An 18,281-nucleotide genomic window follows, 5' to 3' on the forward strand; every position below is an offset into this window, starting at 1 on the left:
ATCGAGTGCCGGGATCTACGCCCGAACGACTCGCCGACAAACCTTTGCAACCGACTGCGAAACGGCTTTTTGCCAGCATGATTGCTGATATTAACCCGCCTGCATGACAAAAAACCTGCATCAGTGCCTGCCTTGACCTACTGGTCGCGCAGGTTGTTAAGCGCCTCACAACTGTCACACAGGGGAAATAGCTTACCTTGACAAGCCATAAGTACTACACCAAAAATGCACAACTTCTTGAATATACGTGATGGCACTTTAAGATCATTAAGCATCTAAAGAGCCATTAGCCTCAAGGAACATGTGGAGTTCCATTCGGAACTTGCGTGTGCACTGCCCGAGTTATTCAGCGGGCGATAGGGAGATCGAACGAAGTGGATGTGCCTCTGCTGCTCGCCGCCGTATCCGCGACTTCGCCGTGCGGTGAAGATTTGGAATATGACGCGGATTTCTTGCGCCTGGAACGCGATTCCCAAGGTCAGCCCGAGCGCAGCATGGGCGATTCGATATTGCCTGCCGAACCCCCTGAGTGGCGCAGCATCCAGCAGCAAAGCCTGGACCTGCTGCAACGCAGCAAAGACCTGCGCATCACCCATTTCCTGCTGCAAAGTTCCCTGGCCCTGGAAGGCATACCGGGCCTGGCCCGTGTGTTGACGCTGACCAGCGAATTGCTCAAGCAGTACTGGGCCGAGCTGCATCCGCGCCTGGACGCCGAGGACGACAACGATCCCACCGTGCGCATCAACGCCCTCGCCGGCCTGACATCCGATATCACCATTGGCCTGCTGCGCGAAAGCATTCTGGCCCGCTCGCGCACCTTCGGTGCCGTGAGCCTGCGCGCCGCCGCCAATGCCAGCGGCCTGCAAAGTTTCCCGAATGAAAGCCTCGGCGCTGAACAGCTCGCCGGAGCCCTGCTCGACAGTGATCCCGAGCAGCTGGAAATCACCCGCGCCGCCCTGTTGGAAGCCCGCAGCGCCGCCGAAGCCATCGAGCAACACGTCAGCGATCAAGTCGGTTCCGCCCAAGGCGTGGACCTTGGCCCGCTGAAGCAACCGCTCAAGATGGCCCTGCAGATTCTCGGCCAGTTCGCCCCACAGAGCGGCGACAGCGCCCTGCCCGAAGTCATCAGCAGCGGCGACGACAACACCGCGCCGGTTGAACACGCCACCGCGCCGAGCGCGGGCGCGCCACGCAGCACCGCCCCTGGCGAAATCAACAGCCGCGACGACGTGCTGCGCAGCCTGGACCGGATTCTCGCGTACTACGCCCGTCAAGAGCCCTCCAGCCCCCTGCCGGTGCTGTTGAATCGGGCCAAGATTCTGGTGAACGCCGACTTTGCGACCATCGTGCGCAACCTGATTCCCGACGGCATGAGTCAATTTGAAAACCTGCGCGGCCCAGACAGCGAATAAAAGCGAACGGATCACGCAGTCACGTCACCGGCACCCCCGATGACGCCAACACCGTCGCTCAAGCGACCAGGAGCAGCAACGTGGCGAAGCAAAGTTCTCAGAAATTCATCGCGCGCAACCGTGCGCCTCGAGTGCAGATCGAGTACGACGTCGAGCTCTACGGCGCCGAGAAAAAGGTCCAGTTGCCCTTTGTCATGGGGGTGATGGCGGACCTGGCCGGCAAGCCCGCCGAGCCTCTGGCACCTGTGGCCGATCGCAAATTCCTTGAAATCGATGTCGACAATTTCGACTCGCGCCTCAAGGCCATGCAGCCTCGCGTGGCGTTCCATGTTCCCAACGAACTGACCGGCGAAGGCAACCTGAGCCTGGACCTGACCTTCGAAAGCATGGACGACTTCAGCCCGGCGGCCGTGGCCCGCAAGGTCGACTCGCTGAACAAGCTGCTCGAAGCGCGCACCCAACTGGCCAACCTGCTGACCTACATGGACGGCAAGACTGGCGCCGAAGAAATCATCATGAAAGCGATCAAGGACCCTGCCCTGTTGCAGGCCCTGGCCAGCGCGCCCAAGCCCGCCGACAACGAGCCCAAGGCTTAATCAGGACGAATGATCATGAACGAATCAGCACGTGAAAATCAGTCCCAGGCCCTGGGCACCACCGAAGTACCCAGCGAGTTCGCCTCGCTGCTGATGCAAGAATTCAAGCCCAAGACCGAGCGCGCTCGCGAAGCCGTCGAAACCGCCGTGCGCACGCTGGCCGAGCAGGCCCTGGCGCAGACTGACCTGGTGTCCAACGACGCCATCAAGTCGATCGAATCAATCATCGCCGCCATCGACGCCAAGCTCACCGCCCAGGTCAACCAGGTCATCCACCACCCCGACTTCCAGCAGCTGGAAAGCGCCTGGCGTGGCCTGCACTACCTGGTCAACAACACCGAGAGTGACGAGCAGCTCAAGATCCGCGTGCTCAACATCTCCAAGACCGACCTGCACAAGACCCTGAAGAAATTCAAGGGCACCGCGTGGGACCAGAGCCCGATCTTCAAGAAGATGTACGAAGAAGAATACGGCCAGTTCGGCGGTGAACCGTACGGTTGCCTGGTGGGCGACTACTACTTCGACCAGTCGCCACCGGACGTGGAGCTGCTGGGCGAGCTGTCGAAGGTCTGCGCCGCCATGCACTCGCCGTTCATTGCCGCCGCATCGCCGACCGTGATGGGCATGGGCTCGTGGCAGGAACTGTCGAACCCGCGCGACCTGACCAAGATCTTCACCACGCCGGAATATGCCGGCTGGCGTTCGCTGCGTGAATCGGAAGACTCGCGTTACATCGGCCTGACCATGCCGCGTTTCCTGGCGCGCCTGCCGTACGGCGCCAAGACCGACCCGGTGGAAGCCTTCGCCTTCGAAGAAAACACCGACGGCGCCGACAGCTCCAAGTACACCTGGGCCAACGCCGCTTATGCGATGGCGGTGAACATCAACCGTTCGTTCAAACACTTCGGCTGGTGCTCGCGCATCCGTGGCGTGGAATCCGGCGGTGAAGTGGAAAACCTGCCAGCCCACACCTTCCCTACCGATGACGGTGGCGTGGACATGAAGTGCCCGACCGAAATCGCCATTTCGGACCGCCGTGAAGCGGAGCTGGCGAAGAACGGTTTCATGCCGCTGCTGCACAAGAAAAACACCGACTTCGCCGCGTTCATCGGCGCCCAGTCGTTGCAGAAACCGGCCGAATACGACGACCCGGACGCCACCGCCAACGCCAACCTGGCCGCGCGCCTGCCGTACCTGTTCGCCACCTGCCGTTTCGCCCATTACCTCAAGTGCATCGTGCGCGACAAGATCGGCTCCTTCAAAGAGAAGGACGAGATGCAGCGCTGGTTGCAGGACTGGATCCTCAACTACGTCGACGGTGACCCGGCGCACTCCACCGAGACCACCAAGGCCCAGCACCCACTGGCCGCCGCCGAGGTCATCGTCGAGGAGGTCGAAGGCAACCCGGGGTACTACAACTCCAAGTTCTACCTGCGCCCGCACTATCAGCTCGAAGGGCTGACTGTGTCGCTGCGCCTGGTATCGAAACTGCCTTCGGCCAAGGGTGCGTAAAAACCTGCTGAACGGTACGCGGTAAACATGTGGGAGCGAGCCTGCTCGCGATAGCGGTGGATCCGTCGCCACCTGCGTTGCCTGACACGCCGTCATCGCGAGCAGGCTCGCTCCCACAGGGGATCTTCAGTGGGTTAGAGATCGCCTTCGTAGCGTTCAGCAGAACAGATTTCGCAAGGTCGGCGTCAATCAAACAATGTGGTAGAGACCACACAGGGAGAAAACATGGCTGTTGATATTTTCATCAAGATCGGCGACATCAAGGGCGAGTCCATGGACAAGGCCCACAAGGACGAGATCGATGTCCTGAACTGGAGCTGGGGCATGTCCCAGTCCGGCAACATGCACGTGGGCAGTGGCGGTGGCGCGGGCAAGGTCAACGTGCAGGACCTGTCGCTGACCAAGTTCGTCGACAAGGCATCGCCCAACCTGATGATGCATTGCGCCAGCGGCAAGCACATCGACAAGGTCAAGCTGACCGTGCGCAAGGCCGGTGGTGAAAGCCAGGTCGAGTACATGATCATCAATCTTGAAGAAGTGCTGATCACGTCCCTGAGCACCGGTGGCTCGGGCAACGATGATCGCCTGACCGAAAACGTCACCCTGAACTTCGCCAAGGTGATGGTCGACTATCAGCCGCAAAAAGCCGACGGCACCAAGGAAGGCGGTCCGGTCAAGTTCGGCTGGAACATCCGTCAGAACGTCAAGGTGTGATCGAACACGCCCCCGGTGCCAGGCGCCGGGGGTGTTTGGTGCTTGCTCGAATCCAATCCTTTCCCACCCGGTATCTGAGTCATGGCCAAGCCTTCGTTTATCAATTTGTGGAACAGCTATCCGCCCTACCCGTCCGCCAGTCCGGCTTGCGACGGTCCCTATGTCAACCAGTGCGCTATTCGTATGAGCATCGCCTTGTGCGGAGAAAAGACCTTACCGGTCAACTCATCGACTTATACGCTGGATCCCAAATGCGCCCATGGACATGCCCGCGGCGCGGAGTCATTGGCCAACTGGCTATGGAGGAAGAACCGCCTAGGCCCACCGAAGGTCTACACCACCAGCGTGGCAGACCGCACAACACTGATGGGCAAAACCGGAATCATCTTCTTCAAAGACTGCTACCAACAGAACAGCGACACTGCCGGTCGACCTACTGGTGATCACATCGACCTGTGGAACCGTGGCCTGACCAAGAGCGGTGATCTGTTCTCAAGATCCAAGGCCATCTGGTTCTGGGAGCTTTCGTGATGCGCAGCCCTTTGTTTCTTTCGGCGCTGGCGGCAAGCCTCGTCAGTCTAAGCGCGTGCGCCGGGCAGGAAACAGTCGCTCCGGCAGCCCTGACGCAAGCAGTTTTCGTCGGACATCCGGTGAGCCTGATCGACGTTCAAGGTCGCTGCACGCTCGTTAAACCTGACCAGAGCCACCTGACGCTCGATATGGAATGGCCTTGCCAGTTCAGCCTGGGCCCGGACAAGCAACTGCGTGTGGAGACCTTCAACCAAGTGCCGATTTTCTTGGTCGAACGCAGCGAACACATGCCCGCTCCCAGCCGCGATTGCTTGACCAAAATTCAAGCAGTACGCCTGGTCAAGGAAACATTGGAGGTCTCGGATGTGAGCCAATTCGCCTCCTGCGGCCCTGGCCAATGGGATCAAAAAATGTATACGGCGCTCTTTCGGTGGTAACCGAAATCGCCACCCGCGATCGCCTGCAACCGTCCCTGTTGGACCGGTTGACCGACGACGATCCGAGCAACCCCAAGGAAAGCGCCGACAAGCGCGTGTTGTCGCTCACCCAGTTGAAAGCCTCGGTGCTGCGTGACCTGGCGTGGTTGCTCAACACCACATCGTTGCTCGATACCGACGCCACGCTGCACACCCCGGCAGGCACGTCTGTGGTCAATTTCGGGTTGCCGGCGCTGGCCGGCAACAGCGCATCGAACGTCGACCTTCCGGCCTTGGAAGCGTTGATCCACCAAGCCATCGCCACGTTCGAACCGCGCATCTTGCGCCACACCCTGAGGGTGCGAGCCCGAGCAACCGCCGAGATGAACCACAACGCCTTGAGTTTCGAGATCGAGGGTGACCTCTGGGCGCAGCCCGTGCCGCTGCGCCTGATGCTGCAAACCGACCTGGACCTGGAAACCGGCCACGTGCGCGTGGTCCAAGCCGACCAGCGGAGACGCCCATGAATCCGCGCCTGCTGGAGCTGTACAACCAGGAACTGCACCACGTGCGCGAAAGCGCGGCGGAGTTCGCCAAGGAATACCCCAAGATCGCCAGTCGGCTGACGCTGTCCGGGATGGACTGCGCCGACCCGTACGTCGAACGTTTGCTGGAAGGCTTCGCCTACCTGACGGCGCGGGTGCAGCTCAAGCTCGATGCCGAGTACCCGACCTTCACCCATAACCTGCTGGAAATCGCCTATCCCCACTATCTGGCGCCCACGCCGTCGATGACCGTGGTGCAACTGCAGACCGACCCCGATGAGGGCTCGCTGAGCGGCGGCTTTGCGCTACCCCGGGACACCGTCCTGCGCGCCGCCCTGGGGCGTGAGACCCAGACCTGCTGCGAGTACCGCACCGCCCACGCGGTGACGCTGTGGCCGTTGCAGGTCAGCCAGGCCGAGTACTTCGGCAACCCGTCCGCCGTGCTCGGACGCCTGGCCGCCAGCGAACCGAAGGCCAAGGCCGGCCTGCGCCTGACCCTGCGTACGGGCGCCGAACTGCCGTTCAACAGCCTGCCCCTGGACAACCTGCCGCTGTACCTCAGCGGTGCCGACGAACAGCCCTTCCGTCTCTACGAACAACTGCTGAGCAATGCTTGCGCGGTGTTCGCCCGCAAGCCCGGCGGCGATTGGGTTGAACGCTTGCCTCAGGACGCGCTGTGCTCGCGGGGTTTCGACGATGCCGATGCCGCGCTGCCCGTGGTCTCGCGCGCCTTCCAGGGCTATCGCCTGTTGCAGGAATACTTCGCCCTGCCCCATCGGTTCCTGTTCGTCGACTTCACCCAATTGAGCCGCGCGGTCAAGCGCTGCGACGGTCAGGAGCTGGAGCTGATCGTGCTGTTCGACCGGCACGACCCGAGCCTGGAGGGCAGCGTCGGCGCCGCGCAGTTCCTGCCGTTCTGCACCCCGGCGATCAACCTGTTTCCCAAGCGCCTGGATCGCATCCACCTCTCGGAGCGGGTCAACGAACATCACGTCATCGCCGACCGCACCCGACCGATGGATTTCGAAGTGCATTCGCTGACCGGCCTCACCGGCCACGGCACCGGGCCGGAGCAGCCGTTCCTGCCGTTCTATGCCGTGCGCGATCCGTCCCGTTATGGCCGCGACCAGGCCTATTACACAATACGGCGTGAGCCACGAGTATTGTCCAGCGACCAACGACGCAACGGCCCGCGCTCGACCTACGTGGGCAGCGAAACCTTCGTCAGCCTGGTGGACAGCCAGCAGGCGCCCTATCGCCACGACCTGCGCCAACTGGGCGTGACGGCGCTGTGCACCAACCGCGACCTACCGCTGTTCATGAGTGTGGGCAACGGCAAGACTGATTTCACGTTGGCCGACAGCGCGCCCGTCGGCGCGATTCGTTGCGCCGCCGGCCCCAGTCGACCACGGGCCAGCCATGCCCACGACGCCAAGGCCTGGCGTTTGATCAGCCAGCTCTCGCTCAATTACCTGTCCCTGAGCGAGCAAGGCCAGGGCGCCGCCGCCCTGCGCGAACTGCTGCGCCTGTACGGCGACAGCAACGATGCGGCGGTGCAGTTGCAGATCGAAGGCCTGCGCGAAGTCAGCAGCAAGGCCTGCACCCGACGCCTGCCGATGCCCGGCCCGATCGTGTTTGGTCGGGGCCTGGAAATCACCCTGGAATTCGATGAAAACGCGTTTCGCGGCACCGGGGTGTTTTTGCTCGGCGCGGTGTTCGAGCGCTTCCTGGCACGCTACGTGTCGATCAACAGTTTTACCGAGACGGTGATCCGTACCACCGAACGCGGCGAGATCATGCGATGGAAAGCCAAGCCCGGACGTCGTCCGACCCTTTGAGTACCCTGGACGCGATGCACCAGGAGCCCTGGGAATACGACTTCTTCCAGGCCTTGCGCCGTATCGAGTGCGAATCCCCCGAGCTGCCGCGCCTGGGCCATTCATTGCGCCTGGCCGACGACCCGCTGCGCCTGGGGCAACAGGCCGAATGCACCTTCGCCCCGGCGACCCTGGCCTCGGTGCAACCGGGCCTCGACGGTGCGCCGGCACGCCTGGAGCAGTTCTTCTTCGGCCTCGGCGGCCCCAACGGCCCGCTGCCGCTGCACATCACCGAATACGTGCGCGAACGTCAGCGCAACAACGCCGACAGCACCAGCAAACGGTTCCTGGATGTGTTCCACCATCGCCTGCTCAGCCTGTTCTACCGGGCCTGGGCCGAAGCGCGGCCAACGGTCAGCCATGATCGCCCGGACGATGACTACTGGTCGGCGCGCCTGGCCGCCCTCAGTGGTCGGGGCATGCCGAGCCTGCTCAAGCAGGGGCTGATCCCCGACACGGCGAAGCTGCATTACAGCGGCCACTTGTCGGCGCAAACCCGCTACCCGGACGGCCTGAAGGCCATCATCAGCGAGTACTTCGGCCTGCCGGTGGAGATCGAAGAATACGTCGGCCAATGGCTGGAACTGCCAGAACGCAGCCGCGTGGGCGTCAGCGCCCATCAGTTGGGCGTGGACTTTTGCCTGGGCCGCTACGTGTGGGATCGCCAGCACAAATTCCGCATTCGCCTGGGGCCACTCAAGCTCGATGACTACATGGGCATGTTGCCCGGCAGCCAACCCTTCAACGAGCTGGTGGCCTGGGTCGCCGAATACCTGGGCCATGAACTGGACTGGGACCTGAACCTGATCCTGGAACAACCCGAAGTACCGGCGCTGCAACTCAACGGTAGTTTGCGCCTGGGGTTCAACACCTGGTTGGGACGCCCCGAAACAGATGCCAAGGATTTAATACTGGCCCGGCATTACGCCGAACAGGCCAACACCTCACAGACCTCAAGGAGCCATGAGCATGGGTGAAATCAGTCGCGCCGCGTTGTTCGGCAAACTCAACAGCGTGGCCTACAAAGCCATCGAAGCCGCCACCGTGTTCTGCAAGTTGCGCGGTAACCCCTACGTGGAACTGGCCCACTGGTTTCATCAGTTGCTGCAACTGCAGGACTCGGACCTGCACCGCATCATCCGCCAGTTCAATATCGAGCCGGCACGCCTGGCCCGCGACCTGACCGAAGCCCTGGACCGCCTGCCACGGGGCTCGACCTCCATCACCGACCTGTCTTCCCACGTTGAAGAAGCCGTGGAACGCGGTTGGGTCTACGGCAGCCTGATGTTTGGTGAAAGCCAGGTGCGCACCGGTTACCTGGTGCTGGGCATTCTCAAGACGCCAAGCCTGCGCCACGCGTTGCTGGGGCTGTCGTCGGAGTTCGACAAGGTCAAGGTCGAGGCCTTGAGCGAGCGCTTTGACGAATACGTCGGCGACTCCCCGGAAAACGCCCTGACCGCCAGCGACGGTTTCAACGCCGGCGCCGTGCCGGGCGAAGCCAGCGGCGCTATGGCCCCCAGCGCCATGGGCAAACTGGAAGCCCTCAAGCGCTTCACCGTCGACCTCACCGAACAGGCGCGCAGCGGTAAGCTCGACCCCATCGTCGGTCGCGACGAAGAGATCCGCCAACTGGTGGACATCCTCATGCGCCGCCGGCAGAACAACCCGATCCTCACCGGTGAAGCCGGCGTGGGCAAGACCGCCGTGGTCGAAGGCTTTGCCCTGCGCATCGTCGCCGGCGACGTGCCGCCATCGCTCAAGGACGTGGAGCTACGCAGCCTCGATGTCGGCCTGCTACAGGCCGGCGCGAGCATGAAAGGCGAGTTCGAACAGCGCCTGCGTCAGGTCATCGAAGATGTCCAGGCGTCGCCCAAACCGATCATTTTGTTCATCGACGAAGCCCACACCCTGGTGGGCGCCGGTGGCGCTGCCGGCACGGGTGACGCGGCCAACCTGCTCAAGCCGGCCCTGGCCCGCGGCACCCTGCGCACGGTAGCGGCCACGACCTGGGCCGAGTACAAGAAACACATCGAAAAAGATCCGGCCCTGACCCGGCGTTTCCAAGTGGTGCAAGTGGCCGAGCCGTCCGAAGACAAGGCGCTGCTGATGATGCGCGGCGTGGCCTCGACCATGGAAAAACACCATCAGGTGCAGATCCTCGACGAAGCCCTGGAGGCCTCGGTCAAACTGTCCCACCGCTACATCCCGGCGCGCCAGTTGCCGGACAAATCCGTGAGTCTGCTGGATACCGCCTGCGCCCGTGTCGCCATCAGCCTGCACGCGGTGCCGGCCGAAGTGGACGACAGCCGTCGGCGCATCGAAGCGCTGGAAACCGAGCTGCAAATCATCGCCCGTGAACACGCCATCGGCATTGCCATTGGCAGCCGTCAGACCCAGAGCGAAAACCTGCTGAGCGCCGAACGCGAACGCCTGGCCGAGCTGGAAGGCCGCTGGGCCGAAGAGAAAGCCTTGGTGGACGAGTTGCTCGCCACCCGCGCCACCCTGCGCGAGCGCGTCGGCGTGGTGGACAGCGAAGACAACAGCGAAGCTTGCGACAACGAAAGCCACGCCCTGCGCGAGCAACTGGTGGACCTGCAACAGCGCCTGACCGCGCTGCAAGGCGAAACCCCATTGATTCTGCCGACCGTGGACTACCAGGCCGTGGCCTCGGTGGTCGCCGACTGGACCGGTATCCCGGTGGGCCGCATGGCTCGCAACGAACTGGAAACGGTGCTCAACCTCGACCAGCACCTGAAAAAACGCATCATCGGCCAGGACCACGCCTTGCAGATGATCGCCAAGCGCATCCAAACCTCCCGCGCCGGCCTGGACAACCCGAGCAAACCCATTGGCGTGTTCATGCTCGCCGGCACCTCCGGCGTGGGCAAGACCGAAACCGCCCTGGCCCTGGCCGAAGCCATGTATGGCGGCGAGCAGAACGTCATCACCATCAACATGAGCGAGTTCCAGGAAGCCCACACCGTGTCCACCCTCAAGGGCGCGCCACCGGGCTACATCGGCTACGGCGAAGGCGGCGTGCTGACCGAAGCCGTGCGGCGCAAACCGTACAGCGTGGTGCTGCTGGACGAGGTGGAAAAAGCCCACCCGGACGTGCATGAGATTTTCTTCCAGGTGTTCGACAAAGGTGTGATGGAGGACGGTGAAGGCCGGGTGATCGACTTCAAGAACACCTTGATTCTGTTGACCACCAACGCCGGTACCGAACTGATTGCCCAGGTCTGCAAAGACCCGCAGAACGTGCCCGAGCCCGAGGACATCGCCAAGGCCCTGCGCCAGCCGCTGCTGGAGATTTTCCCGCCGGCCCTGCTGGGTCGCCTGGTGACAATTCCGTACTACCCGCTCAGCGACGAGATGCTCAAGGCCATCACCCGCCTGCAACTCAACCGCATCAAGAAGCGCGTGGAGAACACCCACAAAGTCGCCTTCGACTACGACGACGCGGTGATCGACCTCATCGTCTCGCGCTGCACCGAAACCGAAAGCGGCGGACGCATGATCGACGCCATCCTGACCAACAGCCTGCTGCCGGACATGAGCCGCGAGTTCCTGACCCGCATGCTCGAAGGCAAGGCGCTGGCCGGCGTGCGGATCAGCGCCCGGGATAACGAATTGCAGTACGATTTCAGCGACGCGGCCTGACGGTAAGGAACACCGTAAAACCCTGTGGGAGCGAGCTTGCTCGCGATAGCGCAAGTACATTCAACATCAATGTTGACTGATACGCCGCCATCGCGAGCAAGCTCGCTCCCACAGTGGCATCTTCCACAGTGGGGGTTGCGTTCCTTCAGCTATTACAACTTGCACGGGACACTCGATGTTATTCAACCAAGCCTCACGCCTGGCCAAAATCACCAGCCCCCTGGGACCTGAGGTGCTGTTGCTCAAGGACATGGGCGGCGGCGAAGAGCTGGGGCGGCTGTTCAACTACGAGTTGCAGTTGCACTCGCTGGACAACGCCATCGACCTCAACCAGGTGCTCGGCAAACCCATGTGCGTGAGCCTGCAACTGGACGGCGGCGGCGAGCGGCATTTCCACGGCATCGTTTCGCGCTTCAGCCAGAACGTTGACCAGGGACAGTTCGCCAGTTACCAGGCGACCTTGCGGCCCTGGCTATGGCTGCTGACCCGTACCTCCGATTGCCGGATTTTCCAGAACCTGACCATCCCGCAGATCATCAAGCAGGTGTTTCGCGACCTGGGTTTCTCCGACTTCGAAGACGCCCTCAGCCGCCCCTATCGCGAGTGGGAATACTGCGTGCAGTATCGCGAAACCAGCTTCGATTTCGTCAGCCGCCTGATGGAACAGGAAGGGATCTACTACTTCTTCCGCCACGAACAGGGCCGTCATGTATTGGTGCTGGCCGACGCCTATGGCGCCCATACCACGGTGCCCGGCTACGGCTCGGTGCCCTACTACCCCAAGAACGAACAGCAGCGCGAGCGCGACCATATCCACGACTGGCACCTGGCCCAGGAAGTGCAGCCCGGCTCGCTGGAACTCAACGACTACGACTTCCAGCGCCCCAGCGCGCGCATTGATGTGCGTTCGGCCATGCCGCGCCCGCACACCGCCGGCGACTATCCGCTGTACGACTACCCCGGCACCTACGTGCAGAGCCAAGACGGCGAACACTACGCCCGCACCCGCATCGAAGCCTTGCAAACCCTGCACGAGCAAGTGGAGCTGGCCGGCAACGCTCGCGGTCTGGGCTCGGGCCACCTGTTCAGCCTCACCGGCTTCACCCGCCAGGACCAGAACCGCGAATACCTGATCGTCGGCGCGCGCTATTACGTGTCCCAGGAAAGCGGTGAAACCGGCGGCGGCGCACCTTCGGCCCAGTTCGAAAGCAGCCTGACCTGCATCGTCGCCCAACAAAGCTACCGGCCGCTGCCCACGACCCATCGCCCCATCGTCAAAGGCCCGCAGACCGCGTTGGTGGTCGGCCCCAAGGGCGAGGAAATCTGGACCGATCAGTTCGGCCGGGTGAAGGTGCATTTCTACTGGGACCGTCACGACCAGTCCAACGAAAACAGCTCGTGCTGGATTCGCGTGTCACAGTCCTGGGCCGGGAAAAACTGGGGCTCGATGCAGATCCCGCGCATTGGCCAGGAAGTGATTGTCAGCTTCCTCGAAGGCGACCCCGACCGGCCGATCATCACCGGTCGTGTCTACAACGCCGAACAGACCGTGCCTTATGACCTGCCCGCAAACGCCACCCAGAGCGGCATGAAAAGCCGTTCGAGCAAGGGCGGCACGCCAGCGAATTTCAACGAAATCCGCATGGAAGACAAAAAAGGCGCCGAGCAGTTGTACATCCATGCCGAGCGCAACCAGGACATTGTGGTGGAGGTCGATGAAAGCCACTCGGTGGGTCACGACCGCAACAAGAGCATCGGCCACAACGAGACGGTGACCATCGGCAATAACCGCCTGCGCATCGTCAAGCAGGAAGACATCCTGTCGGTGGGCTTGCGCAAGACCGACAGCATCAGCCAGAGCTACGTCATTGAAGTGGGCGAGAACCTGCGCCTGGTCTGCGGCGAAAGCATTCTGGAGCTCAACGCCAGCGGTCAGATCAATCTGACCGGCGTGCAAATCAGCTTCTATGCCAGCGGCGATGCCGAATTCAACACCGGCGGTGTGCTGCACCTGAACAACGGCGGCGGCCCCGGTGCCACGCCCGACGGCCAGGGCGTCAAGGCCAGCATCGACGCCAATATCGCTGCCGCGTTCCCCAAAGGTTAACCTCGAGATTTATGCGCCATGACTTACCGCATCAATGAATTCCAGTTCCAGCTGCCGCCCAACGAGTTGCTGGATGCAACGATCAACATCCTCAAGTTCCCTGAACTGGGCACCTCCTTGATCGTCAGCCGCAGCTTGCTGGCCGACGGCGAAACCCTGCAGAGCAACCTCGACGAGCAGCTCAAACGCCTGGAAAAACAGGTCCAGGACCTGCGCGCTCAACCGGGCGTCGCCGTGCGCCTGGGCGCCAATCAGGAAGTCGAAGGCATCGAGCTGCGCAGCCAGTTCAACAAGGGCAACGAAAAGGTCTTCCAGTTTCAGCTCGCCCTGGTACTGCCCGGCACGCGCAAGATGCTTGCCTTGAGCTACGTCAAAGCCGAGAAGCTCGGTGATGCTGAAGCAGCGCATTGGGCGACGATCAAGGGCTCGTTGTTGTTTGACGTTCCGGCTTGATGAGCGAACTGCATGTCTGACGCTCTCTGGGCCGCCCGGCTGGGCGATGCGCTGGACCACACCTCAATGATGGCTGACATTCTTGGAGGCGTGCTGGAGGTAGCAGCCAACATTGCGATTACCGCCCTGGCGACGGCTGCGGTGGTGGCGGCTACAGGCATCACAGTCGCCACAGGCGGGTTAGGTTGCTTCCTGCTCGGCGCCGTGGTGGGCGCCGTCGTTGGCCTTGCCATGAGCAAGACCGGGGCCGACGAAGGGCTGAGCAATATCTGCGAAGGCATTGGCAACGCGCTGTTCCCGCCCACGGTGCAAGCGAACATCCTCACCGGCTCAACCAACACCCTGACCAACAACATCCCAGCCGCTCGCGCCGCTGGGGCGATTCAATCCCATGTCGCACCAGCAGGCACCGAGCTTGAGGCACCTGAGCCGCAAGCCGAGCCCAGCTATCTGGACATGGCCGAGAACTTTTTCTCGCAGATGTGGCGCCCCACTGTTGCAACACCCGCGCCCGGCGCCGTACCCAAGCCGCTGGACATGATCGCGTGCATGAAACATCCGCCGATGCCGCCGCAGTTTTTGGCCGAAGGGTCGGACAAAGTCACCATCAACGGCCAGCCAGCAGTGCGCAGCGGCGACCGCAGCACCTGCGATGCCAAGGTCGTGTCATCCGGGCTGATTTCACCCGATGTCACCATTGGCGGCGGCTCGGTGGTGGTGCGCGAGATTCGCAGCGGCAAGACTCCGGGCGTCGGTCTGGCTGTCACGGCGCTGCTGATGCTCAAGGGCGGCAAAGGCAAGTTCCTGAGTAACCTGCCGTGCATGCTGGTGGGCGGCGCGGCGTCGATGGCGGTCAGCAGCGCGATGGGCGCCGCGGCCAACGCTACTATGGGTTCGTCGAACCCGGTGCATGCCGCCACCGGGGCCAAAGTTCTGGGCGATGTCGAGGAGATGGACTTCGTCCTGCCCGGCATCTTGCCAATCGACTGGCAACGCTTCTACAACAGCCGCGACGAGCGCCGCGAAGGTATGTTCGGTGCGGGCTGGAGCGTGGCCTATGAGGTGCGCGTCGAGATCCTGCCTCACCCCGAGGGCGGTGAAACGCTGGTCTACACCGATGAACAGGGCCGGCGCATCGACATGGGCTCCATCCCTCTGGGCGGCGCCGTGTTCAGTCCCGGTGAAGGGCTCAGCGTACGACGGCATGCCAATGGCCAATTGCTGATCGACAGCTCAGACGGCCTGTACCGGTTGTTCGAACCCACCCCGGGCCATGCATCGCTGCTGCGCCTGAGTCAGCTGGGCGACCGCAATGACAACCGCATCTACCTCGACTACGACGACACAGGTCGGTTGGTACAGCTGCGAGACACCTTTGACCTGACCAGCATCGCGCTGGCGTACCACAAACGCTGGCCGCAACGGGTCAGCCGGATAGACCGGCTTTACGCCGATCAACGCCGTGAAGTGCTGATGCACTACGATTACGACGCCCAGGGTGATCTGACCGAGGTCCGTCAATCCAACGGTCACGTGAAACGCCGCTACGCCTACGATGCCGGACGGCGCATGGTTGAGCACCAACTGCCCACCGGGCTGCGCTGCTTTTACGAATGGGCCTTAATCGAAAAGCGAGAATGGCGGGTTGTTCGCCACTGGACCGACGCGGGCGACACTTACGCCTTTGACTACGACCTGGCTGCCGGGACAACGCGCATCACCGACGGTTTGAATCGCATCAGCACCCGTCGCTGGGATAGGCGGTATCAGATCACCGAAGCCACCGATGCCCTGGACCGTACCTGGGCCTTCCAGTGGAACGAGGAAAGCCAGTTGGTGGCGGCAACGGCCCCCAACGGCGGACAACATCAATTCAGTTATGACGAGGCGGGTAACCTTTGCCAGACGTCTGACCCACTCGGACGCAGCGAGTCAACACTGTGGCTCGAACACTGGGCGCTGCCCCTGACCGAAACCGATGCCGCGGGCAATACCTGGCAGTACCGCTATGACTCGCGTGGCAACCGCATTCGCGAAACCGATCCGTTGGGCAACGTCACCCGCTATCGCCATGACGCCCACGGTCAGGTGGTGGAAGTTATCGACGCCATCGGTAAACGCAAAACCCTGCGTTGGACGCCCCTTGGCCAGCTCAGCGAGCACACTGATTGTTCCGGCTACACCACACGGTTCAGTTATTGCGAGCGCGGGACGTTGCTCAGCAGCACCGACGCACTGGGGGAACGGACGCTTTTCAGCTATGACGACCAAGGCAGGCTGCTGACCAAACAATTACCGGACGGACGTACCGAGCAATATCAGCGCGATGCGAGCGGCCAATTGATCGGCTACAGCGACCCCGCCGGGCACACTACGCATTTCCAGCACACCCTCAATGGGCAACTGCGCGTGCGTACCGACGCGCATGGTCGACGGGTAGAGCTGAGCTACGACAACTACGGCCGCCTGCTGGCGCTGACCAACGAAAACGGTGAATGCTACCGGTTTGCCTGGGACGCTGGCGACCGTTTGACCGCCCAGCACAGCCTGGACGGCAGCCTCAAACGCTACGCCTACGACCCACTGGACAACGTCACCCGCATGGAAGCGCTCGCGGTTGCGGGCAGCACCGACCTGGACCTCGCGCCGCAAGCATCGATCACCCATGAGCTGGAGCGCGACGCAATGGGTCGGCTGGTGGCCAAAGTCACCACAGACGGGCGCACCGAGTACCGCTATGACGCGCTCGATCAGGTCAACGCCATCACCTTCACCGCGCTTACCGGTGAGCAGCAAAGCATCGGCTTGAACTACGACGCTCTTGGGCAACTGATCGCCGAGCAAGGATGGGCCGGACGCCTGGAGCATCGCTACGATGAGCTGGGCAATCTGACCCAGACGCGGCTCCCCGATGGTCGCTGGCTAAACCGACTGCATTACGGCAGCGGCCACCTGCACCAGATCAACCTTGACGGCCAGGTCATCAGCGACTTCGAACGCGACCGCCTGCACCGTGAAGTGCTGCGCACCCAAGGGCGCCTCAGCACCCGCAGCGAATACGACCGCAGCGGTCGCCTGCGCGCACGCCAACGTCGGCAACAGGGCCAGTCCGCGCTGTTACCACCGGCGGCGCAATCACTGTTTGGCTATGACAGCAGTGATCAACTGGTAGAACGCTTCAACAGCCAGCCTGACGCCCCTCATCGCCATCTGCTGCACTACGACGCCACCGGACGCATTCTCGCCAGCCAGGACAACCTCCAGGGCCAGCGTGAAGGCTTCGCCTATGATCCGGCCGCCAACTTGCTCGATAGCCTGGGCACCGAACGGGTCGCTCATAACCGTTTGCTGACCTATCAGGACAAGCGCTACCGCTATGACGGCTTCGGCCGCATGGTGGAAAAGCGCAGCGCCCGGCGGGGTGTCCAGCGCATGCGCTACGACGCCGAACAGCGTTTGGTGGAGGTTAGAAACGATAACGGCTCGGTCGTGAAAATGACCTACGACCCGCTGGGCCGGCGCATCGAAAAAGCCGAATACGACCGCCATGCCACCCTGCTTAGCCGCACCCGCTTCACCTGGGATGCACTGCAACTGTTGCAGGAACACCGCGACAACCAGACCAGCCTGTACATCTACGCCGACGACAGCCACGAACCGTTGGCAAGGGTCGACGGCCTGGGTGAACACCAGAAAATCCGTTACTACCACAACGACTCCAACGGCCTGCCCGAACAACTCTCGGAAGCCGACGGACACACGCTTTGGCGGGCCCGTTACCAGGTGTGGGGCAACACCGTAGAAGAGCTACGCGAACCGTATTACATCGAAGAGCAGAACCTGCGTTTCCAGGGCCAATACCTGGACCGGGAAACCGGGCTGCACTACAACACCTTGCGCTTCTACGACCCGGACATCGGTCGCTTTACCACACCGGACCCCATCGGTTTGGCCGGTGGGCTGAACCTCTACCAGTACGCGCCAAACCCGGTGAGCTGGATCGACCCCTCGGGTCTGATGAAGTGCTCGACGCCACCTAAGGGCCGCAAGGTCAACCGGACGGTTTATCGCTTTGAAGAGCCAGGACGGATCAGCACAACCTGGACGGCGCACAAGTGGAACGTTGCCTCCAGACATCGTTACACCGCCCCCGGACTGGGTGGTGTCTATGGCGCCAACTCACGCAAGACCGCCATGGGCGAGGTCAACCACTGGGGTGTGGACCTTTCCACCCGGGTGTTGGTAAGCAAGAAAGTGCAACTCAACAACGTTCTGGATCTGACCCGGGCTGATGTGCGTAAACAACTGGGGGTTTCGCTAAAGAGCATTACCGGCAACAAATACACCCAGACTCATCAAATAGGCGCCTGGGCCAAGGCCAATGGTTATGATGGGATCCTGGCACCGTCGGCGCGAAACCCGACCGGCAGCAACTTGATTTCCTTTGCAGGTTTTTAA

The 18,281-nt window shown here is 62.2% G+C and carries 13 protein-coding genes; all 13 read left to right on the plus strand.

What is annotated here, in order from left to right; genetic code table 11:
• Nucleotides 1-374: 374 nt before the first annotated feature.
• Nucleotides 375-1,412, plus strand: coding sequence for a type VI secretion system protein TssA (gene tssA, locus CRX69_RS26150; RefSeq protein WP_107323118.1), 1,038 nt, complete (start codon nt 375-377; stop codon nt 1,410-1,412).
• Between the two features lie 80 nt (nt 1,413-1,492).
• Complete coding sequence (gene tssB / locus CRX69_RS26155) at nt 1,493-2,008, plus strand: type VI secretion system contractile sheath small subunit (protein ID WP_047226773.1); 516 nt, start codon at nt 1,493-1,495, stop codon at nt 2,006-2,008.
• A 15-nt stretch (nt 2,009-2,023) separates the two neighbouring features.
• Nucleotides 2,024-3,520, plus strand: a complete 1,497-nt coding sequence (tssC, locus tag CRX69_RS26160; protein ID WP_047226772.1) for a type VI secretion system contractile sheath large subunit — start codon at nt 2,024-2,026, stop codon at nt 3,518-3,520.
• Between the two features lie 225 nt (nt 3,521-3,745).
• The gene (locus tag CRX69_RS26170) at nt 3,746-4,234 is read left to right on the plus strand and encodes an Hcp family type VI secretion system effector (protein ID WP_047226771.1); all 489 of its coding nucleotides are present in this window, start codon (nt 3,746-3,748) and stop codon (nt 4,232-4,234) included.
• An 81-nt stretch (nt 4,235-4,315) separates the two neighbouring features.
• Complete coding sequence (locus CRX69_RS26175; protein ID WP_047226770.1) at nt 4,316-4,765, plus strand: type VI secretion system amidase effector protein Tae4; 450 nt, start codon at nt 4,316-4,318, stop codon at nt 4,763-4,765.
• Nucleotides 4,765-5,202, plus strand: coding sequence for a hypothetical protein (locus tag CRX69_RS26180; RefSeq protein ID WP_047226769.1), 438 nt, complete (start codon nt 4,765-4,767; stop codon nt 5,200-5,202). The genes CRX69_RS26175 and CRX69_RS26180 overlap by 1 nt, the downstream gene beginning before the upstream one ends.
• Complete coding sequence (tssE, locus tag CRX69_RS26185; RefSeq protein ID WP_047226768.1) at nt 5,196-5,708, plus strand: type VI secretion system baseplate subunit TssE; 513 nt, start codon at nt 5,196-5,198, stop codon at nt 5,706-5,708. The genes CRX69_RS26180 and tssE overlap by 7 nt, the downstream gene beginning before the upstream one ends.
• Nucleotides 5,705-7,564, plus strand: a complete 1,860-nt coding sequence (gene tssF, locus CRX69_RS26190; protein WP_107323119.1) for a type VI secretion system baseplate subunit TssF — start codon at nt 5,705-5,707, stop codon at nt 7,562-7,564. Before tssE ends, tssF begins: the two co-directional genes overlap by 4 nt.
• Nucleotides 7,528-8,580 carry a type VI secretion system baseplate subunit TssG gene (tssG, locus tag CRX69_RS26195; protein ID WP_047226766.1) on the plus strand — a complete coding sequence of 351 codons (1,053 nt, stop codon included), beginning with the start codon at nt 7,528-7,530 and terminating at the stop codon, nt 8,578-8,580. Before tssF ends, tssG begins: the two co-directional genes overlap by 37 nt.
• Nucleotides 8,573-11,263: a type VI secretion system ATPase TssH gene (gene tssH / locus CRX69_RS26200; RefSeq protein ID WP_047226765.1), complete on the plus strand. Its 2,691-nt coding sequence runs from the start codon at nt 8,573-8,575 to the stop codon at nt 11,261-11,263. Before tssG ends, tssH begins: the two co-directional genes overlap by 8 nt.
• Nucleotides 11,264-11,438: 175 nt before the next feature.
• Nucleotides 11,439-13,370, plus strand: a complete 1,932-nt coding sequence (locus tag CRX69_RS26210; RefSeq protein ID WP_047226764.1) for a type VI secretion system Vgr family protein — start codon at nt 11,439-11,441, stop codon at nt 13,368-13,370.
• 18 nt (nt 13,371-13,388) lie between these two features.
• Nucleotides 13,389-13,823, plus strand: a complete 435-nt coding sequence (locus CRX69_RS26215; protein ID WP_107323120.1) for a DcrB-related protein — start codon at nt 13,389-13,391, stop codon at nt 13,821-13,823.
• Nucleotides 13,824-13,835: 12 nt separating this feature from the next.
• Nucleotides 13,836-18,281, plus strand: a complete 4,446-nt coding sequence (locus CRX69_RS26220) for an RHS repeat-associated core domain-containing protein (RefSeq protein WP_107323121.1) — start codon at nt 13,836-13,838, stop codon at nt 18,279-18,281.

Source organism: Pseudomonas rhizophila (assembly GCF_003033885.1).
GTDB lineage: Bacteria > Pseudomonadota > Gammaproteobacteria > Pseudomonadales > Pseudomonadaceae > Aquipseudomonas > Aquipseudomonas rhizophila.